The organism is Streptomyces sp. NPDC107562, assembly GCF_055657325.1.
Genome location: NZ_JBVKBE010000001.1, coordinates 412976 through 436406, shown reverse-complemented (window position 1 = coordinate 436406; position 23431 = coordinate 412976). Strand labels below are relative to the sequence as shown.

At 73.5% G+C, this 23431-nt stretch carries 23 protein-coding genes; 14 read left to right on the top strand and 9 right to left on the bottom strand.

Annotation, left to right across the window (positions count from 1 at the left end):
- Window position 1: 1 nt before the first annotated feature.
- The 4 genes from ACZ7LV_RS02070 to ACZ7LV_RS02055 are packed head-to-tail and all read left to right on the top strand — an operon-like array spanning window position 2 to window position 3365.
- Complete coding sequence (locus ACZ7LV_RS02070) at window positions 2–814, top strand: hypothetical protein (RefSeq protein ID WP_471934860.1); 813 nt, start codon at window positions 2–4, stop codon at window positions 812–814.
- A 54-nt stretch (window positions 815–868) separates the two neighbouring features.
- On the top strand, window positions 869–1501 hold the full coding sequence (locus ACZ7LV_RS02065; RefSeq protein WP_471934859.1) for a bifunctional 4-hydroxy-2-oxoglutarate aldolase/2-dehydro-3-deoxy-phosphogluconate aldolase: 633 nt from the start codon (window positions 869–871) through the stop codon (window positions 1499–1501).
- On the top strand, window positions 1498–2382 hold the full coding sequence (locus ACZ7LV_RS02060; protein WP_471934858.1) for an SMP-30/gluconolactonase/LRE family protein: 885 nt from the start codon (window positions 1498–1500) through the stop codon (window positions 2380–2382). Before ACZ7LV_RS02065 ends, ACZ7LV_RS02060 begins: the two co-directional genes overlap by 4 nt.
- On the top strand, window positions 2379–3365 hold the full coding sequence (locus ACZ7LV_RS02055; RefSeq protein WP_471934857.1) for a sugar kinase: 987 nt from the start codon (window positions 2379–2381) through the stop codon (window positions 3363–3365). Before ACZ7LV_RS02060 ends, ACZ7LV_RS02055 begins: the two co-directional genes overlap by 4 nt.
- Before the next feature lie 30 nt (window positions 3366–3395).
- Here the strand turns inward: ACZ7LV_RS02055 and ACZ7LV_RS02050 are convergent, their stop codons facing one another.
- On the bottom strand, window positions 3396–4085 hold the full coding sequence (locus ACZ7LV_RS02050; RefSeq protein ID WP_471934856.1) for a TetR/AcrR family transcriptional regulator: 690 nt from the start codon (window positions 4083–4085) through the stop codon (window positions 3396–3398).
- A gap of 69 nt (window positions 4086–4154) precedes the next feature.
- Between ACZ7LV_RS02050 and ACZ7LV_RS02045 the strand changes: the two genes are divergently transcribed.
- Window positions 4155–5027, top strand: a complete 873-nt coding sequence (locus ACZ7LV_RS02045; RefSeq protein ID WP_471934855.1) for an SDR family NAD(P)-dependent oxidoreductase — start codon at window positions 4155–4157, stop codon at window positions 5025–5027.
- A 43-nt stretch (window positions 5028–5070) separates the two neighbouring features.
- On the opposite strand, the gene ACZ7LV_RS02040 is transcribed toward ACZ7LV_RS02045, so the two are convergent.
- Entirely contained in the window at window positions 5071–6030 is a 960-nt protein-coding gene (locus tag ACZ7LV_RS02040) for a helix-turn-helix transcriptional regulator (protein ID WP_471934854.1), read from the bottom strand.
- Between the two features lie 132 nt (window positions 6031–6162).
- Here ACZ7LV_RS02040 and ACZ7LV_RS02035 point away from each other — a divergent pair, with 132 nt between their 5' ends.
- The 4 genes from ACZ7LV_RS02035 (at window position 6163) to ACZ7LV_RS02020 (ending at window position 11100) form a co-directional block, all read left to right on the top strand.
- The gene (locus tag ACZ7LV_RS02035; RefSeq protein ID WP_471934853.1) at window positions 6163–6516 is read left to right on the top strand and encodes an ANTAR domain-containing protein; all 354 of its coding nucleotides are present in this window, start codon (window positions 6163–6165) and stop codon (window positions 6514–6516) included.
- Between the two features lie 101 nt (window positions 6517–6617).
- On the top strand, window positions 6618–7079 hold the full coding sequence (locus ACZ7LV_RS02030) for an SRPBCC family protein (protein ID WP_471934852.1): 462 nt from the start codon (window positions 6618–6620) through the stop codon (window positions 7077–7079).
- 19 nt (window positions 7080–7098) lie between these two features.
- A complete protein-coding gene (locus ACZ7LV_RS02025) occupies window positions 7099–8478 on the top strand; it encodes an MFS transporter (protein WP_471934851.1) in 1380 nt (459 codons plus the stop codon).
- A gap of 114 nt (window positions 8479–8592) precedes the next feature.
- Window positions 8593–11100, top strand: coding sequence for a SpoIIE family protein phosphatase (locus ACZ7LV_RS02020; protein WP_471934850.1), 2508 nt, complete (start codon window positions 8593–8595; stop codon window positions 11098–11100).
- A gap of 29 nt (window positions 11101–11129) precedes the next feature.
- Here ACZ7LV_RS02020 and ACZ7LV_RS02015 read toward each other — a convergent pair whose 3' ends face one another.
- The 5 genes from ACZ7LV_RS02015 to ACZ7LV_RS01995 all read right to left on the bottom strand — a co-directional run bounded on the left by ACZ7LV_RS02015 (window position 11130) and on the right by ACZ7LV_RS01995 (window position 17727).
- Window positions 11130–12041 carry a hypothetical protein gene (locus ACZ7LV_RS02015; protein WP_471934849.1) on the bottom strand — a complete coding sequence of 304 codons (912 nt, stop codon included), beginning with the start codon at window positions 12039–12041 and terminating at the stop codon, window positions 11130–11132.
- Window positions 12038–12406 carry a hypothetical protein gene (locus ACZ7LV_RS02010; protein ID WP_471934848.1) on the bottom strand — a complete coding sequence of 123 codons (369 nt, stop codon included), beginning with the start codon at window positions 12404–12406 and terminating at the stop codon, window positions 12038–12040. Before ACZ7LV_RS02010 ends, ACZ7LV_RS02015 begins: the two co-directional genes overlap by 4 nt.
- 43 nt (window positions 12407–12449) lie before the next feature.
- On the bottom strand, window positions 12450–15536 hold the full coding sequence (locus tag ACZ7LV_RS02005) for a CHAT domain-containing protein (protein ID WP_471934847.1): 3087 nt from the start codon (window positions 15534–15536) through the stop codon (window positions 12450–12452).
- A 95-nt stretch (window positions 15537–15631) separates the two neighbouring features.
- Window positions 15632–16894: an MFS transporter gene (locus tag ACZ7LV_RS02000; protein WP_471934846.1), complete on the bottom strand. Its 1263-nt coding sequence runs from the start codon at window positions 16892–16894 to the stop codon at window positions 15632–15634.
- A gap of 5 nt (window positions 16895–16899) precedes the next feature.
- Entirely contained in the window at window positions 16900–17727 is an 828-nt protein-coding gene (locus ACZ7LV_RS01995) for an enoyl-CoA hydratase/isomerase family protein (RefSeq protein WP_471934845.1), read from the bottom strand.
- Window positions 17728–17953: 226 nt separating this feature from the next.
- On the opposite strand from ACZ7LV_RS01995, the gene ACZ7LV_RS01990 reads away from it, so the two are divergent.
- From ACZ7LV_RS01990 to ACZ7LV_RS01975, 4 genes are all read left to right on the top strand, one after another.
- The gene (locus ACZ7LV_RS01990; protein WP_471934844.1) at window positions 17954–18742 is read left to right on the top strand and encodes an SDR family NAD(P)-dependent oxidoreductase; all 789 of its coding nucleotides are present in this window, start codon (window positions 17954–17956) and stop codon (window positions 18740–18742) included.
- A gap of 55 nt (window positions 18743–18797) precedes the next feature.
- Window positions 18798–19145 carry a carboxymuconolactone decarboxylase family protein gene (locus ACZ7LV_RS01985; RefSeq protein WP_471934843.1) on the top strand — a complete coding sequence of 116 codons (348 nt, stop codon included), beginning with the start codon at window positions 18798–18800 and terminating at the stop codon, window positions 19143–19145.
- 178 nt (window positions 19146–19323) lie between these two features.
- Window positions 19324–19833: a winged helix-turn-helix transcriptional regulator gene (locus ACZ7LV_RS01980; protein WP_471934842.1), complete on the top strand. Its 510-nt coding sequence runs from the start codon at window positions 19324–19326 to the stop codon at window positions 19831–19833.
- Between the two features lie 208 nt (window positions 19834–20041).
- Window positions 20042–21193: a glutathione-independent formaldehyde dehydrogenase gene (locus ACZ7LV_RS01975; protein ID WP_401667432.1), complete on the top strand. Its 1152-nt coding sequence runs from the start codon at window positions 20042–20044 to the stop codon at window positions 21191–21193.
- 106 nt (window positions 21194–21299) lie between these two features.
- Here the strand turns inward: ACZ7LV_RS01975 and ACZ7LV_RS01970 are convergent, their stop codons facing one another.
- The gene (locus ACZ7LV_RS01970) at window positions 21300–21515 is read right to left on the bottom strand and encodes a hypothetical protein (protein ID WP_471934841.1); all 216 of its coding nucleotides are present in this window, start codon (window positions 21513–21515) and stop codon (window positions 21300–21302) included.
- 147 nt (window positions 21516–21662) lie between these two features.
- Here ACZ7LV_RS01970 and ACZ7LV_RS01965 point away from each other — a divergent pair, with 147 nt between their 5' ends.
- A complete protein-coding gene (locus ACZ7LV_RS01965; protein ID WP_471934840.1) occupies window positions 21663–22319 on the top strand; it encodes a TOPRIM nucleotidyl transferase/hydrolase domain-containing protein in 657 nt (218 codons plus the stop codon).
- Window positions 22320–22360: 41 nt separating this feature from the next.
- Here the strand turns inward: ACZ7LV_RS01965 and ACZ7LV_RS01960 are convergent, their stop codons facing one another.
- Window positions 22361–23413, bottom strand: a complete 1053-nt coding sequence (locus ACZ7LV_RS01960; protein ID WP_471934839.1) for a hypothetical protein — start codon at window positions 23411–23413, stop codon at window positions 22361–22363.
- Window positions 23414–23431: the final 18 nt, after the last annotated feature.

Here is a 23431-nt window from a genome sequence, read left to right as displayed (position 1 = left end):
CATGCCGCTGGAGATCGTCACCGACCCTGCGCACGGCGGCCGTTGGACGTCCCTGCGCTCGGGCGGGCGGGAGTGGCTGTGGCGGCGCCCGGCGGCGCGGCGGGAGGGCGTCGCGCCGGGCGACCCCTTCGTGGACGCGGGCGGGCTGGAGGAGTGCGTCCCCACCGTCCGCGGCACCCCCGACCACGGCGACGTCTGGTCCCGGGCCTGGACGCGCGAGGCGGACCGGGACGTCGTCCGCACCGACCGGTTCACGCTGACGCGCCGCGTCCGCACCACCGGCGACGGCGCCGAGGCGGACTACGTACTGACGGCCGAGCCCGGCTTCCGCTTCGTGTGGGCCGCCCACGCGCTGCTCGACCTGTCCGAGCGGGCGAGCCTGCACGTGCGCCGCGGCGCGCCGACCCGGCTGTTCCCCGAGGCGGCCCCGCTGCTCGACCGGGCGTGGCCGCAGGGCGCCGCATGGGTGGAGGGCGAGTGGCCCGCTCCGTGCGGGCTGCGGCTGGACACCTTCGGGCCGGACGACGGCACGGCCGCCGGAGCCGTCGTCGACGCCTCCCGGTGCTGCGTCCACGACGGCCCGGACCGGCTGTCGCTGGCGCTTCACGCGCCGGGCCAGCCGGCGTCCGTCGCCCTGTGGCGCAACCTGCGCGGCTGGCCCACCCCGCGTCCTTATCGCAGCACCGGGGTGGAGCCGATGCTCGGCCGGGTCTTCGACCTCGCCGAGGCGGGCGACGACGACGCCGCCCGCGTCCCCGCCTCCGGCGAGGTGTGCTGGCGGCTGACGCTGAACACGCACTGCCACTGCCCCTGAACCGGGCCACGGGACATCTGTGCCCCCGTTGCGAGACATCAAGAGGAGCGCTCCATGGATCTTCGAGCGGCCCTGGCCGCACACCGCCTGGTCGCGATCGTGCGCGGCTCCGACCCGGAGGCGGCGCTGCGTGCCGTGCTGACCCTGGCGGAGGAGGGTGTCGAGCTGATCGAGGTCTCCTTGAGCGGCACGGACGCCCTGACCGTCATCGAGCGGGCCGTCACGGAACTCGGCGGCGACCGCCCCCTCGGCGCCGGCACCGTCCTGAGCGGCGACGACGCCCGTGCCGCCCACCGGGCCGGTGCCCGTTGGGCCGTCACGCCGGCGGTCGGCGAAGGAGTCGGCGCCGCGCACGCGATCGGCATGCCGGTGCTGGCGGGGGTGATGACCCCGACGGAGATCCTGGCCGCACGCACGCGGGGCGCGACGGCGCTGAAGGTCTTCCCGGCCGCCCAGGCCGGCGGCCCCGCCTACCTCAAGGCACTGCGCGGCCCGTTCCCGCACGAGGTGTTCGTTCCGGTGGGAGGCGTCGACGAGGCGGCGGCCGAGGCCTATCTGGCCGCCGGTGCGACCGCCGTCGGGGTCGGCTCGCCCCTGGTCGGCGACGCCGCGGACGGCGGCAGCCTCACCGCGCTGCGCAAGCGCGCCCGTGCCTTCCTCGCCGTCGTCGGGAAGGCCGCGCCGTGACCGAGGTGGAAGCCCTGCGCCCCGACCGCCTGGAACTCGGTGAGGGCATCCGCTGGACGGACCGGGGCATCGTCCTGGTGGACATCCTCGCGGGACGCCTGCTCACCGCCACCGGGGCCCCCGCAGATCCTCTGCGGCAACTGGCCCGGCTGCCCGTCCCCCTGGGCGCGGTGGCACCGGTGGCCGACGCTCCCGGCGACTGGATCGCCGCCGCGGGCACCGGGGTGTGCCTGCTCGCCGACGACGGGTCGATGCGCTGGCTGGCGCGGCCCGAGGAGGACGCGGCCCCGCCCATGCGCATGAACGACGGGACCGCCGACCCGTTCGGCCGCTTCTGGGCGGGCAGCATGGCCTACGACGCCGGCGAGGGACGCGGCTCCCTCTACCGGGTGGACGGCGACGGCACGGTGACCCGGGTACTCGACGGCATCACCGTGCCCAACGGGCCGGCGTTCACGGCGGACGGCGCGTTCATGTACCTGGCCGACAGCGCCCGGGGGGTCGTCAGGCGCTACGCCGTCGACGCGGCCACCGGCGGCCTCGGGGCACCCGAGCCGTTCGTGACCGTCGACGACGGCAGCCCCGACGGCATGGTGGTGGACGCCGAGGGGGCGGTGTGGGTCGCGGTGTGGGGCACGGGAACCGTACGCCGCTACCGCGCCGACGGCAGCCTCGACCGCACGGTCCGGCTCCCGGCCAGCCAGCCCGCCGGTGTCTGCCTGGAGGGGGACCTCCTGCACATCACGACCGCCCATGTGGGGCTCGCGGCCCCCGGTCCCCACGACGGCGCCCTGTTCACCGTGCGGGTGGACGTGCCGGGCCGACCGGCGGACGCCTACCGTCCTCGCGGCTCGCTGCCCTCCCCCCGGGAGGCGTCGTGACGGGCACCTGGCGTCCCGCCGACGGACCGGTCGTCTGCGTCGGGGAGACGATGGCGGCCCTGGCCCCGCCCCCCACCGAGTCCCTGGAGACCGCCGCGGACCTGCGGGTGTCGGTGGCCGGCGCGGAGTCGAACGTCGCGATGTACCTCGCCGACCTGGGCGTCCCCGTGTCCTGGCTCTCCGCGCTGGGCGACGACGCGCTGGGGCGGCGGGTCCTGGCCGCGGTCGGCGCGGCGGGCGTCGACGTCGGCGGCGTGCGCCGGGACCCGGCGCGGCCCACGGGGCTGCTGGTGAAGGACCCCGCCGGTGACCGGACCCGGGTGCGCTACTACCGCGGCGGTTCCGCGGCCTCGGCCCTGGGCCCCGCCGTCCTCGACGACGAACGCGTGCGCTCCGCGTCCCTCCTCCACCTCACGGGCATCACCCCCGCGCTCTCCCCGACCTGCGCGGCCCTGGTGGAGCGGGCGCTCGCGACCGCGCCGCAGGAGCGGGCCCACTGCGTCAGCTTCGACGTCAACCACCGCCCGGCGCTGTGGCCGCCGGGAACGGCCGCCGGCGTGCTGCGCGATCTCGCCGACCGCGCCGACATCGTGTTCGTCGGGCTCGACGAGGCCCAGGAACTGTGGGGCGCCGCCCTGCGACCGGCGGACGTACGGGAGTTGCTGCCGCGTCCCCGCCTGCTGGTCGTCAAGGACGGCGGCCGCGAGGCCACCGCCTTCGGCGACGAGGGGGTGTGCGCCGTGCCCGCGCCGCGCACGGAGGTCGTGGAGGTCGTCGGCGCCGGGGACGCGTTCGCCGCCGGTTTCCTCGCCGGACTGCTGCGTGACGGGGACGTGGAGCGGGCGCTGCGCCTCGGACACATCACGGCGGCGTCGGCACTTCAAGTGACCGGCGACCACGGCCCGTTGCCCGACGACTCACGGATCGACCGGCTTCTCGCCCTCCCCGCGGACGAGTGGCCGGCGAAGGCGGCGGCCTCCTGAGCGGGGCCTGAGAAGGGCGGCGGACGGGCGTCACCCCCTGCCGTCGGCCCGACCGTCGGTCTCGGAGGCTTCCGTGTCGAGGCCGACGAGGAAGGCCGTGAGGACCCGGCGCAGTCGAGGTTCCACCTCGACGAGGGCGTGACCGAGACGGGGGTCGCTCACGTAGAGCTCCCGCAGGCGCGGGCCGGGGGTGGCCATCTGCCACAGCGCCCCGGCCATGCTGGTCGCGGTGGCGACCAGGTCGACGGTCTGCAACTCGGTCAGCCCGAGCAGTCGCCGCAGTTCGTCGCCGATCAGCTCGATCTCCCCGTGGGTGACGAGCTTGAAGGCGCGTACCGACTCGATCGAGACATTGCGTTCGAGGTTCATGGGCGCCTGCGCCAGCAGGTCGCAGAACATCCCTCGCGCCGCCAGCGTGGCGGCGACCGCCCCGGCGACCTCCGCCTCGGTCGCGTGGGAGCGCCGTGCGAGATCGCCACGCAGTGCCGCGGACCACTCCCGCCAGCCCTGCGCGGTGAGCCGGAGGAAGATCTGCTCCCTCGTCTCGAAGTAGCGCAGCAGGGCCGACTTGTGCATCCCGACGGCGGCGGCGATGTCGGTGAGGGTCACGTCGCGGATTCCGCGCAGCGCGCCCAGTGAGCGGGCCGCGTCCAGGATCGCGTCCTCCCGCGCCTGCTTGGCCTGGGCACTGCGCGCGCGCTGGAAGGCAGGCGTAGTCATGCGAGACATCATAGGAACATCTACGGCAACGGTGTTGCGTTATTACGAGAACAGTGTTGCACTAAAGGCATGAGTCAACAGGTCTGGTTCATCACCGGTTCGTCCCGCGGCCTCGGCCGCGCCCTCGTCACCGCCGCTCTGGAGGCCGGCGACCGCGTCGTCGCCACCGCCCGGAACCCCGAAGCCCTCGCCGAGGCGTTCAAGGAGTACGGCGACCACATCCACCCCCTGGCGCTGGACGTCACCAGCCCCGAGGCCGCGCGCGAGGCCGTCGACGCGGCACTGGCCCGCTTCGGACGCATCGACGTGCTGGTCAACAACGCCGGATACGCGAACGTGTCGCCCATCGAGACATCGGACGACGACGACTTCCGCGCCCAGTTCGAGACCAACTTCTGGGGCGTCTACCACGTCACCAAGGCAGCGCTTCCCACCCTGCGCCGGCAGGGCGCCGGCACCGTCGTGCAGATCTCGTCGATCGGCGGGCGCGTCGGCGGGTCGCCCGGCATCGCCTCCTACCAGGCGGCCAAGTTCGCGGTCGACGGCTTCAGCCGGGTCCTCGCCGCGGAGACCGCGCCGTTCGGCGTGCGCGTCATGGTCGTCGAGCCGAGCGGCTTCGCCACCGACTGGGCCGGTTCCTCCATGACGGTCCACCCGATCCCCGACGCCTACGACGAGACCGTCGGGGCGATGAACCGGCGGGTGCGGCAGAGCACGGACGGAGCGGCCGGGGACCCTCGGCGCGCCGCCGAGATCATCGTGCGTACCGTCCGGCAGGGCCAGGTCCCCACGCACCTGCTGCTGGGCACCAACGCGGCCACGATGGCGCTCGACCACTCCCGCCGCCAGCTCTCCGAGGCGACGGAGTGGGAGAAGGTCAGCCGTTCGGCCGACTTCGCCGAGCCGTATCCCGCCCCGCTCCCGACGGACGACAGGCCGTAGTGCCCGTCCGGCGACGCGCGTCGCACCGCAGGCCCCGCCGGGCTCACTCCCCGGCGAGTGTCCGGTGCGGCGCGCGCCGGTAGGTGTCGCGGTAGAGCGAGGCGAAGCGGCCCGGGTGGTGGAACCCCCAGCGTGCGGCGATCGCCGTGACCGTGGCCGCTCCGTCCGGATCGGCGGACACCAGATCGCGATGAGCCTGCGCCAGCCGCACCCGGCGCAGGTGCGCGAGCGGGGTGGTGTCCAGATGGCGCCGGAAGGCGTACTGCAGCGCGCGCACCGTGACATGGGCCGCGGCGGCGATCTGGGCCACCGTGACCGGCTGGTCGGCGTGGTCGTCGATGTAGGTGAGGGCGCGACGCAGCGCGCGGGGGTGGCCGTCGCCCCGATCGGGGTCAGCCTCCTGGCCGAGCGCGGTGTTGGGGAACGCGGACAGCACGCTCGCCGCCAGGTGCTGCGCGGCCGTGGACGCCACGAGGGGCTGGTCCGCGGCGGCGGGATCGGCGAGCACCTCGTCGCGCAGGTAGCCGATCGTCCGGCGCAGTTGCCGGGCGGCGGCGTCCGAGTGCGGCCGGTGGCCGGTCAGCCGGACCGGCCGGCCGGCGGGGACCGCGAGGGAGCCGGCCACCTGGTCCAGCAGGGCGGGATCGAGCAGGGTGATGGTGTAGCGCGCGTGGCAGATCCGGCCGGCGTACGGCAGGTCCGGCGGCGCGAAGAGCACCACGTCGCCGGGGCCGAAGGAGTCCTCGACCCCTTGGAAGCCGTGGTCGCGCACGGTTCCCTCGTGGACCACGCACAGGCAGATCCTGCCGAGCGGCGTCACCGAGTAGCTCATCTCGAAGTCCAGGGCGAGCTCGTCCACGCTCACCGAGGCCATGCCGGCGCGCCGGATCCGGGCGCGGCTGGAGTCGGGCGTACTGCTGCCGATACGCATCCTGGCGTAGGCACGACTGAGGAAATCCTCGGTCACCGACAGGTCGTCGCTGTCGAACGTCAGCGTCTCCATGGACCTCGATTGCCCGTGAACCGCCCCCGCATGTGCCATTGAGCAGCCCGTGTTCGTTTTCCGTACCGCGGTGGGCCGAAGTCTTCGCCTGACGGCTGTCGCCCGGGGCGGGCGGCGCGGAGGCTTCGGGACATGATCGGAAACGACGGGCACACGGAGCGACTCGGCGTCCTCCAGCGAGAGGTGGAGCAGCTCCGTCGCACCTTGGACTCGCGCGCCCTGGTCGACCAGGCGGTCGGCGTGGTCATGGCGGTCGGCGGCCTGCGTCCCGACCAGGCCTGGGAGGTCCTGGAGCACATCGCGCGGGACACCGGCGTCCAGCTGCCTCAGGTGGCGGGCAGCCTGGTGCGGTGGCCGACCTCCCACGAACTGCCCCCGGGGGTCCGCGAGGCCCTGCCGCGCGCCGTGGATCAGGTGCGGCACCTGGACGAGCAGGGGGGCGGCGACCGCGCGGGAACGCGCCGTTCGCCTCGCGGCACCCGTTGAGGTGCCGGTAGGGTCACGGTGCCGCCACGACCGGTGGCGTGGCTCCCACGTGCGGTGACACGGGCGGGGAGCAGTGCGGCCCGACCGATCAGAGGTGACGCATGTCAGGACAGTTCGAGGCGACGGTCGAGATCGATCGGCCGGTCCAGGCGGTGTTCGACTACCTCGCCGACGGACGCAACGATCCGCAGTTCAGCCCCCGCGTGCTCAGGATCGAGCGCGTTCCCGACACGCCCACGGGTGTGGGCACGGTCTTCCGGAGCACGGTCAAGGACGCCGGGATGAGGTCCGCCAGGGAGTTCCGCATCACCGCGTTCGAACCTCCGGCGCGGATCCGCTGGGCCGAGGTGTCGAAGAACAGTGTGACGGCCCGCGAGGGCGGCTACGACCTGGAGGCGCTGGACGGCGGCGGAACCCGGGTCCGCATCTTCAACGTCCTGGAGGCCCACGGCCTCGTCGGCAAGCTCCTGATCGGCCTGGCCCTGGCGGCCGCCCGCAAGGACGCGCCCGGCTTCGGCGCCCGGATCAAGGCGGCGGCGGAAGCGGCGATCGTCCAGCCCTGACGCCGATCCCGGACAGACCGTGAAGCCCGCCTCCCCCTCGCAGGGGCGCCGGCGGTCCTCGGCGCCCCTGACGGCGGTGTGCGCCGGGTACTTCATGGTGATCCTGGACGTCACGATCATCAACGTCGCCGTCCCAGTGGTGGGCCGGGACCTGTCCGCCTCGCTCACCGGCATCCAGTGGATCACGGACGGATACACCCTCGTCCTCGCCGGCTTCCTGATGACCGGTGGCGCGCTGGGCGACCGGCTGGGCAACCGCCGGGTCTTCTGCTGGGGCGTGGTGGTGTTCACGCTCTCCTCCGCCGCCTGCGCGTCCGCGCCCGGCGCGCCCTTCCTGGTGGCGGCCCGGCTGGTGGAGGGGCTGGGCGCGGCGCTGATCGTGCCGGGTTCCCTGGCCCTGCTCCAGCAGGCCTACCCGGCGCCGGCCGCCCGGTCGTGGGCCTTCGGGCTGTGGGGCTCGATGGCGGGCATCGCGGCCTCGGCGGGCCCGCTGCTGGGTGGGCTGCTGGTGTCCACCGTCGGCTGGCGCTGGGTCTTCCTGATCAATCTCCCCGTCGGCGTGCTCTGCCTCGTGCTGACCCTGCGCCATGTGACGCCCTCGCCCCGGCGGGCGGACCGGGCGCTGGACCTGCCCGCACAGTGCCTGGCCGTGGCGACCGTCGCCCTGCTGACCGGCGCCCTGAACGAGGCGGGTCGCCGTGGCTGGTCGGATCCCCTGGTGATCGCCGGACTGGGTCTGGCCGTGGTGTCCGCCGGGGCGTTCGTGATGCGCGAGCGGCTGGCCCGCTCCCCCGCCCTCACGCCGGGCATGATGCGCTCACGTGCGCTGAGCGGCGCGGCCGCGGTCGGCCTGCTGTTCAACTTCGGCTTCTACGGCATGCTGTTCACCGCGAGCCTGTGGTTCCAGCACCGGCGCGGTCTGAGCGCCCTCGCCACCGGGGTCGCCCTGTTCCCCGCGGTGGCGATGACCATGTTCGCTTCCGTCCTGTCGGGACGGCTGTCCCGGCGCACCGGTGACCGTCCGCTGGTGGTCTCAGGCATGGTCCTGGCCGGACTGGGACTGGCCGGGTGGGCGGCGGCGGGCGCGGACCCCGCCTACTGGCTGCTGGTGGCCCCCATGATGGCCGCGGGCTTCGGGACCTCGTTCGCCCTCACCGGCTCGACGGCCACCGTGATGGGCGCGGCGCCCGCCGCGTACGCGGGCGCCGCCTCCGCCTTCTTCAACACCAGCCGCCAGATCGGCAGCGCGGCGGGGGTCGCGCTGGGAGGAAGCCTGCTCGCCACCGGCGCCACCTACGGTGCCGGGCTGCGGACGAGCATGGCCGTCGGTGCCGTGGCCTACCTGACGGCCGCGGCTCTCGCGTGGTGGTGCGTGCCGGCGAGGACGCGGGCCCGGTAGGCCGCCACCGTCCGTCACAAATCTCACGGCTGTCCGGTCATGGACACGGATGGGGCAATTCTGTCCGGCTTGCCCGCCAGCAGGCTCCCCCGCCAGGCGAGGAACAGCAGTGCGATGAACACCAACGACTCCACACACATGGCGTACGGCGACCGGATGAGCTCCACCGAGGTCTGCGAGTCGGCCTTCGCGCTGTTCGACGAGCCGGGGACGGTGGTCGCCTGGACACAGGCCGCCGAACGGCTCGTCGGCGTCCCCGCGCGCGACGCGGTCGGCCGCTCGGCCGCACGGGTCCTGCCGTCCTTCGGGGAAGGTCCGACGACCTCGGCCTTCGTCGAACGGTGCCGGGAGCGCAACGGCTGGCCGGGCACGTCCACGGTGCTCCATCGCGACGGCCGCCACCTCGACGTCGGACTGCGGCTGTCGAAGCTTCGGGCCGCCGACGGGACGACGCAGTGGCTCGCGTCCGTCACCGACATCGGCTCGCTGTCCAGGGCGGTGGACGGACCCGTCACCGGGACCCTCCTCACCCGCGCGCCGATAGGTGCCAGCGTGCGGGACACGACGCTGCGGTGCGTCGGCGTGAACGACGCGATGCAGAGCCACGACGGCATCCCCGCCGACCGTCGCCTCGGGCAGCGCTTCACCGACGTCCTGCCCGGCGCCAAGGCGGAGGCGCTGGAGGAGGTGATGCGGCAGGTTCTGCAAAGCGGCTCCACCAAGCTCCACGAGTACCGGACATGGCTTCCCACGGCGCTCGGCCCCGAGCACCCCTTCGCGGTGTCGTTCTCGTGCCTCCAGGGCGCCGACGGCCACCCGTGGGGCGTCTGCATCACCAGCGTCGACGTCACCGAGCGCCAGCAGGCGCGCGAACGCCTGGCCGTGCTCAACCAGGCCGGCACCCGGCTCGGCAGGACCCTGGACGTCATGCAGACCAGTCAGGAGCTGGCGGACCTCGCCGTGCCGCTGCTCGCCGACTTCGTCGCGGTGGACCTGGAGCAGTGGGTGCCTTTCGGGGAGGGGCCGACGGCTCGCTTCGGCCCCTCGGGCGAACGCTTCCCCGTCCTTCGGCGCGCCGGTCTGGCCTCGATCCACGACACCGTCCCGGAATCGGCGTGGACGCGCGGTGAGCCGGTCACCCTGCCGCCGGACTCCCCCCTCACCACCGTGCTGGAAACCGGCCGGCCCCACCTGGAACCGATTCTCGACACCGCTCCGGGCACCTGGACGGACGACGACCGCCTGCGGACGCGGAAGATCCAGGAGCACGGCATGCACTCCCTGATGGTCGTGCCCATCCGCACCCGGCGGGCCCCGCTCGGCCTGGCCGTGTTCATCCGCACCAAGGACCCGGTCCCGTTCCAGGAGGCCGATCTGGTCCTGGCCGAGGAACTCGTCAGCCGCGCCGCGGTGTCGCTGGACAACGCACGCCGGTACGCCCGCGAGCACACCGCGGCACTGGCGCTGCAACGCAATCTGCTCCCGCACCGCCTCAGGGGCGGTCCGGCGGTGGAGACCGCCTCGCGTTATCTGCCCGCCGACATCGACCACGGTGTGGGGGGCGACTGGTTCGACGTGATCCCGCTGTCCGGCAGCCGCGTCGCCCTCGTCGTCGGCGACGTGGTCGGGCACGGCATCAACGCCGCCGCGACCATGGGCAGGCTGCGCACCGCGGTACGCACGCTCGCCGACATGGATCTGCCCCCCGAGGAACTGCTCACCCACCTCGACGACACGGTCCAGCGGCTGGTGGAGGAGGAAGCCGAAGCCCCGGACCAGCTCTCCACGGTGGTCGGGGCCACCTGCCTGTACGCCGTCTACGACCCGGTGACCGGCCGGTGCACCATGGCCTCCGCGGGCCACCCGCCACCCGCCGTCGTCGACCCCGAGGGCCGGGTCGGCTACCCCGCCCTGCCCACCGGTGCCCCGCTCGGCGTCGGACTGGGCGCCCCCATCGAGGCCTTCGAGCTCGAACTGTCCGAGGGAAGTCTGCTCGCCCTGTACACCGACGGTCTGATCGAGTGCCGCGGCCAGGACATCGAGGACGGAATGCGCCGGCTGAGCGCCGCTCTCGCGCGGCCGGACGAGCCCCTTGAGGAGCTCTGCGGTCGGGCGATGGAGCCCTTCTCCGGCCAGGCGGCGTCCGACGACGTCACCCTGCTCCTCGTCCGCACCCGCCTGCTCGCCCCGAGCCAGGTGGCATCCTGGACCCTGCCCGGCGACGACACCGCCGCCCGCCGCGCGCGGCAACTCGCGGCCGGGCAACTGGCCGAATGGGGCCTGCGGGACGTCGAGGACGCCACGAAACTGATCGTCAGTGAGCTGGTCACCAACGCCGTCCGCCACGGGGCCGGCCCGATCCGGCTGCGCCTGATCAGGCACCAGGTCCTGACGTGCGAGGTGTCCGACGCCGACGGCTGCACGCCGCGTCGGCGCCGCGCGCACGCCGACGACGAGAACGGCCGAGGCCTCCTCCTCGTGTCGCAGCTGTCCCGCAGATGGGGCCACCGCCCGGCCGCGAGCGGCAAGGTCGTCTGGGCCGAACAGACCCTGTCCCCACCCGGCGTGTCCGGCACGTCCGACACACCACAGGACCGACCTCAGTCCGGAGCGGCAGCCTAGGCCCTGTCCGGCGCCTCCTCTCGTCCTGCTCAACCCCCTTTTCGGGCCACCCTGTTGAGTGCCGCGCCCACCCGGGGGTCGGGCGGGGCGCCGGACGCGTCGACGCCCAACTCCTCCACCAGCCTCCTGAGATGGACGTCGACCGTGGACTCGACCAGTTCGGCGTGGACCGTCACGGCGCCGCGGCCCCGGCGCCACGCCACAAGTCCGGTCCCGGCAGCGGCCAGGGCCGCGGGCCACCAGAGGCAGCCCAGGACGGCGTAGCAGAGCGCCCACACCGAACCGGTCACCCCGGCGTCGAAGCGCGCTCGCGAGGTGCGCAGCTCGGCTCTGACGTCCTCGGGCAGGACCACCCACAGGCGCGTCCAGCAGGCGGCCAGGTCGATGCCGTACTGGTGGCGCAGCCGGGTCTCGGCCGCCGCCATGCGGTCGCCGGTGAAGGTGGGCCTGGCGGGCGGGGCGAGGGCGATCCCGTCGCGGCGGGCGGCGCGCTCCTCCAGGTCCCGCCGCAGCGCTCCGTCCCGCCGGTGCGCGGGTGTCGCCGCGCGCAACCGCGCGATCTCCGCGTCGAGTTCCTCCCAGCGCCTCAGGCGCCGGGCGGTCAGCCGCTCGGCCGGCGGCCGCGCGAACGCGGGCCAGTCCCCCGTCCAGACGCGTTCGGCGCCGTCGGCGCATGCCCGTACGAAGGCGCCCGCCGCCACCGAGGCGAGGACGATCGCCGCCACGACGCCCACCTGACCGAGCGTCGGCAACCGCCCCGCCCGCGTCGACCACTGCCCGAACCGCTCGGCCAGGACCGGCCCGTCGAGCGCGGAGCCGTGGCCGAGCACCAGGCCGGAGGCCGCGGCGGCGACGAAGAGCAGGCCGGGGACGGCCAGTTCGGACAGCCACTTCTCGGCCAGCTTCTGGGTGAGGCTGTCGAGGACCGGGGGCACGCTCACGCCTCCACGACGCGCAGCGGCCGGTCGCGCAGCCAGCAGCGTCCGCCGGCCGGGAGTTCGCCGCCCGGCGTCCGGACCATGTCGAGGCTGCACCATCCGTCGGGGCAGCGGTAGGCCTCCGCGGCGGGGCGCGGCTTCGTCCCGAAGGTCATGCTCCCCGGTTCCTCCCCCCGCACGGCCCTCGCACCGTCGAACACATGGGACGGGATACCCAGTCCGTCGACGGCCTGCCGGACGGGTGTCTCGGCAAGGACGGCGCGTACGGCGTCGTGGAGCGCGGCGAGCGTTCCCTCGGCGGCCATGTCCTCCCGCAGCCTGGGCAGCGCCGAGCAGAGGCCGGCGCGCATCCTGCGGTCGTCGTTCATCGACCTCTCCTTCTTCCGTGGGGCGGGGGCGCGGTCTCGGTCGCTAGGGACCGCTGTGCACGACCGATGCCCAGAACAGCGGTTCGCCATACCGTTCGTGTGCGCGCAGCGCTTCGACCGCCCGGTGCAGAGCCCTCGCCGGGCCGTCGGACCGGGCGAGGGCCCGGTAGACCTTCTCGGCGAGCAACGGACCCATCCCGTCCTCCACGGTCCACAGGCTCCCGATCACCTGACGGTAGCCGCAGAGCTGGAACGCCGACGCCACGGAGATGGCCTCGTCGGCCAGTTCCCGGCCGGGGGCGGCACTGTGGCAGGCGGACAGGTAGGCGAACTCCGCCGCCGGCAGCCGCTCAGCCGCCAGCTCGCGCAGCGTCAGGTCGCCGCCGTGCAGGCGGAGTTTGCTGCGCGAGGGGTCGGCCGGGTCCCGTACGCCGTGGCAGGCCAGGTGCGCGTGGGTGTGCCCGCGCAGCGCGGCCAGTACCGCCTGGGCGGTGGCCTCGGTGTCCCGGAGTTCGGACCGGGTGCCGGACAACCGCCGGGTGGCGGCCAGTTCGTCGTCGAGGGCCGTCAGGCGCGGGAGGTCGCCTCCCGCGTCCACGGCGACCGCGACGAGCGATCTCCTGCCGGGCTCGGGAGCGGTCGTCCCACGCGCGTGCAGCAGCGAGCCGAGGGTCGGGACGTACGAGGAGACGACGCGGTCCTGGGCGTACTCGCAACCGGGCCGCCCGTCACCTTCCAGCAGCGCCGCGTGCAGCGGCAGCAGGGACAGTACGCCGGTGGGGCACCACCAGAGCCGGGGCGCGGCCTCGCCCCTGGCCGGCCGGCGGGCCAGGCCCAGCCCGGCGAGGACGGGCCCCACGATCCGCTCGCCCAGCCACCGCAGCGTCCGCTTCATCTCCCGGTCGTACGCATATCTCTCGCCCCCGGTGGTGCCGGGGGCGACCAGACCGGTCACGGCCGTGTGGAAGGCGACGGCCCGGCGGTCCGTCTCCTCGCTGGTGACACCGGGCAGCGGCACCACCTCCACGACCGTCCGGCCGTCCACCGGACGCAGCAGCAGGGCGTCGCAGCGCAGAGGGGAGACGTTGACAACGGCGACGGGCCCGTGTGCCGCCGCCTCGCTCAGCCGCGACCAGTCCGGTGGCCGGTGGAAGTGGGCGAACCCGGGAAGGGCGCGGATCTCCGCGACGAGCCCGTCGAACTCCTCGGCCGAGGCCCGGCGTTGTTCGGGGACGCGCTGCGGCTGGACCAGTTCGGCGCAGACCCGCTCGTAGCGTCGGGCGAGCTCCGCGGAGGCGGCGACCAGGTCGCTGTGCCGCCTCCGTAACTGCAGTCCCTGTGCCAGCAGGACACCGCGGCCCTGTTCGAGACGCAGCAGCGCCTCACGCGGCCGGCCACCGGCGATCTCCACGGCCGCCGCGGTGGTCGCCAGCGAGGGCACCTCACGCAGCCGGACCTCCTGCGAGTCCCGGCCCAGCGCGTGTCCGGTCAGTCGGGGGAGCAGGTCGGCGAGCGCCACACGGAAGGCGGTACGGGCCTGCTCCCCGTCGCCGAGGGTCAGACAGGTGAGGCCCCACTGCGCGGCGCACGCCAGTCGGGTGCGTACGTCCTGGGTGGGCGCCAGCGCGGTGGTGCGGTACTGCGTGACGGCCTCGGCCAGATCGGCCGCCGCGGGCCGGCTCAGACCACGCGTCCGCAGCAGCTGTCCCAGTTCCCAGCGGGCCAGTTGCTGGTGGGGCCCGGTGTCCGGGGGCTCACCCGCCACCCTTCTGAGCAGGGACTCGGCCGCGTCGAGGTCCGCCTCCCGGGCCGCGTGCACGCCGCGTTGGCGGAGCGCGACGGCCAGCTTGATCAGCATCACGGGGTGGTCGTGCTGGGTGGGCGGCGTGGCCGAGACGGCGTACTGGAGGTGGTGCACCGCCTCGTCGAGCTCGGTGACGTCCCCGTGGAGATCGAACCGCGCGGTGAGGACGGCCGCCAGGTTGGTGAGCCGCTGGGCATGGGCGGGTGATCCGGCCGTCGGGACGGTGCACGGGTGGCGCACGGCCTCCGTGGCCGCCTCCAGGTGGGCGACGTCTCCCGACGCGACGTACCGGTCGAGGTGGGACAGGCCCAGGAAGGAATGGGCCGATGCCCGCTGGTCGTCGTCGAGGGGGCCGGCCAGAGCCGTGGTCAGCTCGGCGACCGACCCGTCGAGGTCGGTGAGTTCACCCGCCGTCTCGAAGCGCATCCGCAGGGCCTGGCCCAGTTCCACGCGGCGGAGGGTGCGTTCCGGTTCCCCTGTCGTGGGCGCTGCGACGGCCGACCGCAGCCGCTCGACGATGTCGTCCAGCCGGCGCGGGTCTCCGTCCCTCAGGTAGCGGCCCCACTCGGCCGCCACGCTGTCGTCGGCCGGTGGGGCGGGCGGGGACTCGGCCTGCGTCCGCGCGAGGAGTTCCAGCATCCGCGGGCGATCCGGGTCACCGGCCGGGAGCGCGGCGACGGCCTCGCGCATCAACCGCGCCGCCGCCTCCCTGGTCCGCCCCGCGTCGCCGCCGGTACCCGACAGGTCGGCCGTCTGCGCCAGTGCCGTGGCGGCGTTGAAGGTGATCCGGGGTTCCGACGGGCGTCCCCGCGCCTCGGTCCGCGCCCAGAGCAGCAGAGCCGAGGCCAGGACCACCCCGTCCCGGTCCCTGGCCGGCGTACTCGCGGCAAGCAGCGCGACGCCCACGGCGTGGGCGATCTCGTAGGGCGGCACGACCTGCGGCGGATGTGCGGCGAAGTGGTCGCGCAGCGGTTGCGGGACGATCTCCGGGCGCAGCGCGTGCACGATCCCGAAAAGGAAGACGCACGCGTGCCGGTTCCACTCCTTCTCCTCCTCGGGCACGTGCCGGTAGCGCGCGAAGTGGTAGCACGCGACGAGGTACACGACGTCGAGCACCTCTGCGCCGGTGTCCGCGGAACCGTTCGTGCCGCCCGCCTGCTCGGGGGTCAGTCGCTCACGGACCCCGTGGAGGAGCATCGCCAGGTTGCCGTGGGTACGGCGGGACAGCACGTTCGCCGGCGTCTCGAAGAGGAAGGGGGCGGCCTGGTCCGGCGCGGCCATCGCCTTGCGGATGCCGGCGCGCAGTTCCGGGCTCAGCAGACTCATCGATCCCCCCGTTCCCCCTGACCGCCCCCGCGGTGGCGTCACCGTACGCGAGAGGGCGGGGCCGTGCGGGGGCAAAAGCGGGAATCAGACGGTCGTCAACGCCCGCACAGCGTGGGGACGTCCGCCTCCCGTGGCCGGGGGACGACGACGGCGGGTGCCGCGGTGTGCTTGCCGGCCGCGCTGCCGGCGACGGCGGCCACCAGGGCCAGCACGATGACCACTCCCCCGTAGGCGGTGGTCGTGGTGCGCAGGCCGAGCCAGGGGACGAGGAGGCCGGCGATCACGGCGGGAACGCTGAGGGCGAGGTAGCTGACGACGTAGACGGACGCGAACAGTTCCGCCCGTTCGGTCGGGGCCGCCAAGGCCGCGAGCGAGCGGAAGGCACCGAGGAAGGCCGCGCCGAACCCGGCGCCGGCGACGGCGGTGCCGAGGAAGAACAGTGGCGTGGAGGGGCCCGCCAGGGCGAGCAGGCCGAGGCCGGTCCCCACCGCGAGCACCACCGATCCGGCGGCCATCATGCGGCGCGGCGCCAGGGGGTGCACCAGTGACGACGCGGCGGCCGCCGCCCCGAAGAGGGTGGCGACCACCAGTCCGCCCACCAGGTGGTTGGTGTGGTGCAGCACCCCGGCGGCCAGTGACGGGCCCAGCGCGAGGTAGAGCCCGCCCATGGCCCAGGCGGCGATGAGGCAGGGCGTGGCTGCCAGGAAGGCACCCCGCGCCCGGACCGGCACGGCCGCCCGGGGCCGCAGGGACCTCCAGGCGCCCGGCCGCCGCGAGACCGGGTCCGGCAGCAGGGGCACGATCGCCGCAAGCAGCACGAAGACGCCGGTGAGCAGCACGAAGACCAGTGCGGTGGGGGCCGGCGCGTACTGCACCAGCAGCCCGCTGCCGACGGCACCGGCGGTGAGTCCGGCGGCCGGTGCGACGGCGTTGATCAGCGGGCCGAGGGGCGAGGTGGGTGACGGTTGCAGGTCCATGAGTCCGGCGCTGATGGCTCCCGCCGCGGCGCCCGTGGCCAGCCCTTGCAGGACGCGGGCGAGCAGGAGCGCCCCCACTCCGTCGGCGGCGAGGAACACGATCATGGCCGCGGCCTCGACGACCAGCGCGGCGGCCAGCACGGGCCGCCTGCCCACGTGGTCGGAGAGACCTCCGACGGTGAGCAGCGCGGCCAGCAGCGCCACCACGTAGACCGCGAAGATGAGGGTGAGCACGCTCGCCGAGAAGTCCCAGTGGTCCTGGTAGACGACGTAGAGGGGGGACGGGGCGGCCGCCGCGGCCAGGAAGGCGAGCAGGGTGGCGCCGAGGATCCAGAAGCCGACGGGACGGGAGAGGCGTCGTATCGGGCCGGTGCGACGCATCGGGCTCAGAGCTCCCCTACCGCGGTGCCGAGTTCGAGCTCCGTGCGGGAGCGTTCCTGGAGTCCGCGCTCCATGAGGGCCTGCATCCGGGCGGCGCCGACCGGATCACGCGCCAGGGTCTGGAAGAAGCCCGCGTCGACGTGGACGTCCTCCTTCGGCGGCAGTGCGGCGGCGTTGATCCGGCGCTTGACGAGTCGCACGGCCGCCTCCGGGAATCCGGCGATGCGCCCGGCCAGCCGCTCGACGTAGGGGATCAACTGCTCGTCGGGCAGGGTTTTGTTGACGATGCCGATGCGCTCGGCCTCCCGGCCGTCGAAGTCGTCGGCCCCCAGGATCACCTGCATGGCCCGGCCGCGGCCGACGAGCCGCACCAGGTGCTGGACCGCTCCCGCGCCGGGGAAGGTGCCCAGGCCCACCTCGGGCTGGCCGACGACGGCTCGCTCCAGGGAGGCGAAGCGCATGTCGCAGGCGTACAGGAACTCGGCGCCCGCGCCGCGCGCCCGCCCTTCGAGAACCGCGACGGTGACGGGCCGGGCCTCGCTGAGCCGCCGGTACAGGGTGCCCAGACTGATGTCGTCGGGGCCCCCGGACGTGGCCGCGGCCGCCGTGTACTGCGCGATGCCCCGCACGTCGACGTGCGGGACGAAGAAGTCGGCGTCGGCGCTGCGGAAGACGACCACGCGCACGTCGCGGTCGGTGTCGAGCTCGTCGAGCAGCGCGACGAGGTCGGTGACGAAGGGCTCGTCGACGAGGTTGATCGGGGGGTTGTCGATCGTGGCCCACAGGACCCCGTCGCGCAGCTCCGTCCGGATCGTCCGGTGACTCCGGGGCATGGGCGCCCACTCCTCGGCATCAGGGAATGTCACTTGCGATTTGCAAGCACTGTTTCCCACCCTGACATCGGCACTTGCGAATTGCAAGCGACACCTCGCGGGGCCCCTCTCCGCCATAGCCGGACGTTATAGCCGCATCACCGAAGATCCTCTACCGACACCTGACAAATCGCCCTACCGTCGAAGGCACTCCCGCATCCCCGTCCACCCTGCAAGGAGCACACCCATGCCCAGCAACACCTTTGACTTCACGGGCCAGAAGGTCATCGTCGTCGGCGGCACCAGCGGGATCGGGCTGGCCGTCGCCCGGCGCGTCCTCCAGGACGGCGGGAGCGCCGTCGTCATCGGCAGGTCACAGGCCAGCGCCGCGGAGGCGGTGGCCGAGCTGTCCGGGCTCGGAGACGTCACCGGCCTCGCGGCCGACCTCTTCGACAGCGCCGCCGTGGACCGGCTGCGCGCCACCCTCACCGAGCAGCACCCCGACGCCACCCTTCTCGTGAACGCCGCGGGCATCTTCGAGCCGAAGACCTTCCTGGAACACACCCCCGAGGACTACGACCGCTACCAGGCCCTCACCCGTGCCTTCTTCTTCGTCACGCAGACCGTCACCGGCAACATGATCGCCCGCGGCCGCCGGGGAGCCGTCGTCAACATCGGAGGCATGCTCGCGCACCAGGCGATGGCCGCCACCCCGTCCTCCGCCTACTCCGTCGCCAAGGCCGGACTGCACTCCCTCACCCAGCACCTCGCGATGGAACTCGCCCCGCACGGCATCCGCGTCAACACGGTGGCGCCCGCCGTGGTCCGCACCCCCATCTACGAGGCCTTCATCCCCAAGGACGAGATCGACTCCGCACTCGACGCCTTCAACTCCTTCCACCCCCTGGGCCGCACCGGAACCCCCGACGACGTCGCGCCCGCCGTCGCCTTCCTGCTCTCCGCGCAGGCCGACTGGATCACCGGCGCCACCTGGGACGTCGACGGCGGAGTACGAGCCGGACGCAACAAGTACTGACCGACCGGATCCGACCCCACCACCCTCCTTCCCCGAGCACAGGAGCAAGCGCGACGTGTCCTACCACGAACACACCGACCACCAGTACGCCAAGCACCTCCGCGCCGGCGCCCCCGAGTCCTTCAAGGCGTTCCTGGCCTTCGACCACCAGGTCCTGCGGGGCAGCAGCAATGTGGTTCCGCCCAAGTACGCCGAGCTGACCGCCGTGGCGGTGGCGCTGACCACCCAGTGCGCGTACTGCATCGAGGCGCACACCAAGGCCGCACACGCCGCGGGCGCGACCCAGCAGGAACTGGCGGAGACCGTCATGACGACCGCGGCGCTGCGCGCCGGGGGCGGCTACGCGCACGGTTTCATGGCCATGAAGTTCTTCGACCAGGCCGAGATGGGCGACGCACGGTAGCCGGAAGAAGCGCAGGTTCCCGGCGTCAGTGGCGTGACCGTAGCCCTCGGACCCTCGGACCCTCGGGCCGCCGGTCCGAGGGCTGCGCCGGGCCCGGTGCCCGTCCCGGTTCCGAGGCTCGGTCGGACAGGTGCCCCATGCTTTAGAATCGCAAGTAACCTGGGGTTCGGAGGTACCGGTGAAGCGTCGAGAGCTGGTCAATTCAGCGTGCCCGATCGACCGCTCCCTCTCCGAGGTCGGCGACACCTGGACGCTGCAGATCCTCCGGGACGCCATGCACGGTGTCACACGGTTCACGGACTTCAACAAGCGGATCGGTGTCGCCTCCAACATCCTCTCCGCCCGGCTGCAGAAGCTCGTGGCCGTGGGCATCTTCGAGATCCGCGAGTCAGCGCTCGGCAACTCCCACGAGTACGTCCTCACCGAGAAGGGACGGGACTTCCACACCGTTCTCTCGGCACTGCGGCAATGGGGGCAGAAGTACCTCTTCGAGGACGACGAGCCGATGAACCAGGTCGTCGACGCCCGGACGGGACAACCGCCCCGCCCCCTGACGGTCGTCGCCGAGGACGGCAGGGAGCTGACCCCCGACGACCTGCTCGTGGTCCAGGCGCGTGCGGCGGACCCCCTAGAGACCGCGGTGCCGATCGACACACCGCGCCGCCGCAAGGGCGCCCCGGAGTCGTAGGGGGCACGGGCACACCGCGGAGCACCCCCCGCGGCCGTAGGAGCACCGCCCGGGCGCGGGTTGCAACCCCTGACCCAGGGGCGTTCCCTGGAAGTACCGGCGGTGAGGCGAGCCCTCGATCACGGCGCATACCGAAAGCCGCGCCTTCGTGTGTGTCCCCGGCAGCGGCCCGTTCGACTCCGCCCACGCTCCACAGGAGGTGACACAGGTGAAAGCCGTTGTCTACGAGAGGCCCTTCAGCGTCACGGTGAAGGACGTCGACGATCCGCGGATCCAGCACCCGAACGACGTGCTCGTACGTGTCACGTCGTCCGCGATCTGCGGCTCCGACCTGCACATGTACGAGGGTCGCACCGCGGCCGAGCCGGGCATCGTCTTCGGGCACGAGAACCTGGGCGTCATCGAGGAGGTCGGGGACGGCGTGACCTCGCTGGCCGTGGGCGACCGTGTCGTGATGCCCTTCAACGTCGCGTGCGGATTCTGCAAGAACTGCCTGGCCGGCGAAACGGGCTTCTGCCTGACGGTCAATCCGGGCTTCGCCGGCGGTGCCTACGGCTACGTGGCCATGGGCCCGTACAAGGGGGGCCAGGCGGAACGGCTCCGGGTGCCGTTCGCCGACTTCAACTGCCTGAAGCTGCCGGCGGGCGAGCAGTTCGAGACGGACTTCATCCTGCTCGCCGACATCTTCCCGACCGGCTACCACGGCTGCGAACTCGCCCAGGTCACGCCCGGTGAGACGGTGGCCGTCTACGGCGCAGGACCGGTGGGACTCATGGCCGCCTACTCGGCGCTGCTGCGCGGTGCCGCGAAGGTGTTCTCCGTCGACCGGGTGCCGGAGCGACTCGCCAAGGCCGAGGAGATCGGGGCCATCCCGATCGACTTCACCCAGGGCGACCCGGCCGAGCAGATCAAGGCACAGACGAACGGAGAAGGAACCGACAAGGGCGTGGACGCCGTCGGCTACCAGGCCCAGTCCCACGACACCAGCCACGAGGAACCCGCGATCGTCCTCAACGAGCTGGTGGAGACGGTCAGGGCGACCGGCAGGCTCGGTGTACCGGGTCTGTACGTGCCGTCCGACCCGGGCGGACCCGACGAACACGCCAAGCACGGCCAGCTCCTGGTCTCGATCGGCAGGATGTTCGAGAAGGGCCAGAAGGTGGGCACCGGCCAGTGCAACGTCAAGCGGTACAACCGCCAGCTGCGTGACCTGATAATCGCCGGGCGCGCCAAGCCCAGCTTCGTGGTCTCGCACGAGTTGCCGCTGGAGGACGCCCCGCAGGCGTACGAGAAGTTCGACAAGCGCATCGAGGGCTACACCAAGGTGGTCCTGCACCCGGGCCACGCCCTCGCGGCGTGAGCCACCCCGGCCCGGGCGCGTTCGGTGCCCGGGCCGACCCCTGGGCGTGAGCCGGTCCCGGCGACGCCTCCAGCGGCGGGTGCGGTGCCCGCCACATCGGCGGCCCTCAGCCCTCCCACGCGTCGGGGCCTCCACCGCGCCACTCGACGTGACCGGACCCCCGTACCCAGTCGTCGTCGACGTCGTCCAGCCCCGCCAGCCGCAGGAACTCGACGATGTCCAGCAGCCCGTACGCCATGCCCACGAAGTGACGCTCGACGCGCACCCGTCGACCCCCGTCCTCGGCGGGCGGGTAGATCACCACGGGCGGTGCGACGGTCATGGCACCAGCATGCGGTCCGCGCGGCACCCGCGCATGCGGGGCGCCGGCCCGCCCTCCTGGACACCGACGCGCGCGTGGACGCCGGAAAAACACACGTGCGAACGGGATCTCGGCCGTGCCAGGATGGCGCGGGGAATGCGAGGTCACGTGGACGAGTTGAGGCGCTTCGGCCGGGCGCTGGTCGCGTGGGCGGCCGGCGGCGCGGGAGCGGCCGCGGCCGCCGGGGCGGCACGGGAGCTGGCCGCCCGCGGGGTACGGACGATCGTGCTCGTCGAGGGCAGCAGTGACCAGGTCGCCCTCGAGGCACTGGCCACGCGCCACGGCCGCGACCTCGGCGCGGAGGGCGTCACGGTGGTGCCGCTCGGAGGCGCGACGAACATCGGCCGTTTCCTCGACGTATGCGGACCCGCGGGACTCGGCCTCCCCTTGGCGGGCCTGTGCGACATCGGCGAGGAACGGCACTTCCGGCGCCACCTGGAGCGGGTCGGGCTCGGTTCCGCCCTCACCCAGGACGATCTGGAGACCCTCGGTTTCCACGTGTGCGTCGCCGACCTGGAGGACGAGCTGATCCGCGCGCTGGGGGCCGCGTGCGTGCAGCGGGTGATCGAGGAGCAGGGCGAGACGCGTCCCTTCCGCACCTTCCAGGGCCAGCCCGCCCAGCGGGACCGGCCCGTGGAGCACCAGCTGCGGCGCTTCATGGGCACGCACAGCGGTCGCAAGGCGCTCTACGCGCGGGCCCTGGTCGCGCACCTGGACCTCGCGCACGTTCCCCGGCCGCTGGAACGCCTCCTCACGCACGTCTGACGCGGCTGCCACCGTGGCCCGGGGCGTGCGAGCGAGACGCGTCAGGGCACACGTGCCGCCGCGGCCCGCGCCAGGCCCAGGGTCCGGGAACGGGACGGCGCCCCGGGACTGCCCGCCTCGCTGAGGACGACCAGCGTCTTCCCCACGACCACCAGCACCAGGGTCTCCTGCACGGTGAACGTCTCCGCGGTGACGGTGACCGTGGCGTGCCACGACGCGTCGCCGATGCCCGCCGAGCCGTGCGCCACCACCCTCTCCGTACCGGTCATCCCGTCGTTCCAGCCGATGCTGAACCCACCGCAGCCGGACAGCACGTTCGCCGCCTGCTGGAGCTCCTGCCGTGCTCCCGAACCCGGCAGCCAGCGCAGAACCTCCTGCAAGAACGGTCCGCTCTGGCTCTGGGCGAAGGTCACCCGCGCCTCCACCGCGCCCGGACGGGTGCTGCGGTAGGACTCCAGGGCGTTGAGCGTGGAGACGCACTCGGGGCGGTCGGAGCGGGTGGGGGGATCGTTCCGCAGCACGGTCTTGACGTATCCGGAGGGCAGTTGAGCCGTCGTCAGGAGCGCCGCGGAGAGGGTGCCGGAGGCGGGCGGGCCGGCGGGCGCGGGCGAGGTGGGATCGCCGACCGACCCCCCGGTGCCGCCGGACCCACCGGACCCACCGGACCCGCCGGACCCGCCGGATCCACCATGACCGCCGGACCCGCCGCCTGAACCGCCGCCGGACCCGCCACCTGAACCACCACCCCCACCGGTACCGCCCGACCCGCCGGACCCGCCCGCACCCCCACGCCCACCCCCCGAGCCGGCGGTGCGCCCCTCGCCCTCCCCCGTGCCGGAAACCCCCGGGGTCCGGGAGCGCGACGGCGAGCCGGACGACGCCTCGGGGGACGCGGAGTGCGAACCCGTGGGAGAGACGGCCGTCCTCGACGGAACGGCGAGCGAGGACTCCGTCGGCACGACGGTGTCCGCATGGTCGCCGCGCTCGGTGCCGCACGCGGTGAGGGCGGCCGCCAGCAGCGCCGCCACGACCGAAGCCACGGCGAGCCGACGACGGGTGGCGGGGCTGTTCGCCGCGGCGGAAGTCCTGTTCACACGTGCCTCCTGTGGGCC

What these genes read in the sequence shown, in the direction of transcription:
- ACZ7LV_RS02010 (WP_471934848.1), bottom strand. Translation starts at nt 12,406, where the DNA reads ATGAACGACGACCGCAGGATGCGCGCCGGCCTCTGCTCGGCGCTGCCC.
- ACZ7LV_RS02020 (WP_471934850.1), top strand. Translation starts at nt 8,593, where the DNA reads ATGAACACCAACGACTCCACACACATGGCGTACGGCGACCGGATGAGC.
- ACZ7LV_RS02005 (WP_471934847.1), bottom strand. Translation starts at nt 15,536, where the DNA reads ATGAGTCTGCTGAGCCCGGAACTGCGCGCCGGCATCCGCAAGGCGATG.
- ACZ7LV_RS02070 (WP_471934860.1), top strand. Translation starts at nt 2, where the DNA reads ATGCCGCTGGAGATCGTCACCGACCCTGCGCACGGCGGCCGTTGGACG.
- ACZ7LV_RS02045 (WP_471934855.1), top strand. Translation starts at nt 4,155, where the DNA reads ATGAGTCAACAGGTCTGGTTCATCACCGGTTCGTCCCGCGGCCTCGGC.
- ACZ7LV_RS02040 (WP_471934854.1), bottom strand. Translation starts at nt 6,030, where the DNA reads ATGGAGACGCTGACGTTCGACAGCGACGACCTGTCGGTGACCGAGGAT.
- ACZ7LV_RS02030 (WP_471934852.1), top strand. Translation starts at nt 6,618, where the DNA reads ATGTCAGGACAGTTCGAGGCGACGGTCGAGATCGATCGGCCGGTCCAG.
- ACZ7LV_RS02000 (WP_471934846.1), bottom strand. Translation starts at nt 16,894, where the DNA reads ATGCGTCGCACCGGCCCGATACGACGCCTCTCCCGTCCCGTCGGCTTC.
- ACZ7LV_RS01995 (WP_471934845.1), bottom strand. Translation starts at nt 17,727, where the DNA reads ATGCCCCGGAGTCACCGGACGATCCGGACGGAGCTGCGCGACGGGGTC.
- ACZ7LV_RS01970 (WP_471934841.1), bottom strand. Translation starts at nt 21,515, where the DNA reads ATGACCGTCGCACCGCCCGTGGTGATCTACCCGCCCGCCGAGGACGGG.
- ACZ7LV_RS02035 (WP_471934853.1), top strand. Translation starts at nt 6,163, where the DNA reads ATGATCGGAAACGACGGGCACACGGAGCGACTCGGCGTCCTCCAGCGA.
- ACZ7LV_RS01990 (WP_471934844.1), top strand. Translation starts at nt 17,954, where the DNA reads ATGCCCAGCAACACCTTTGACTTCACGGGCCAGAAGGTCATCGTCGTC.
- ACZ7LV_RS02065 (WP_471934859.1), top strand. Translation starts at nt 869, where the DNA reads ATGGATCTTCGAGCGGCCCTGGCCGCACACCGCCTGGTCGCGATCGTG.
- ACZ7LV_RS02050 (WP_471934856.1), bottom strand. Translation starts at nt 4,085, where the DNA reads ATGACTACGCCTGCCTTCCAGCGCGCGCGCAGTGCCCAGGCCAAGCAG.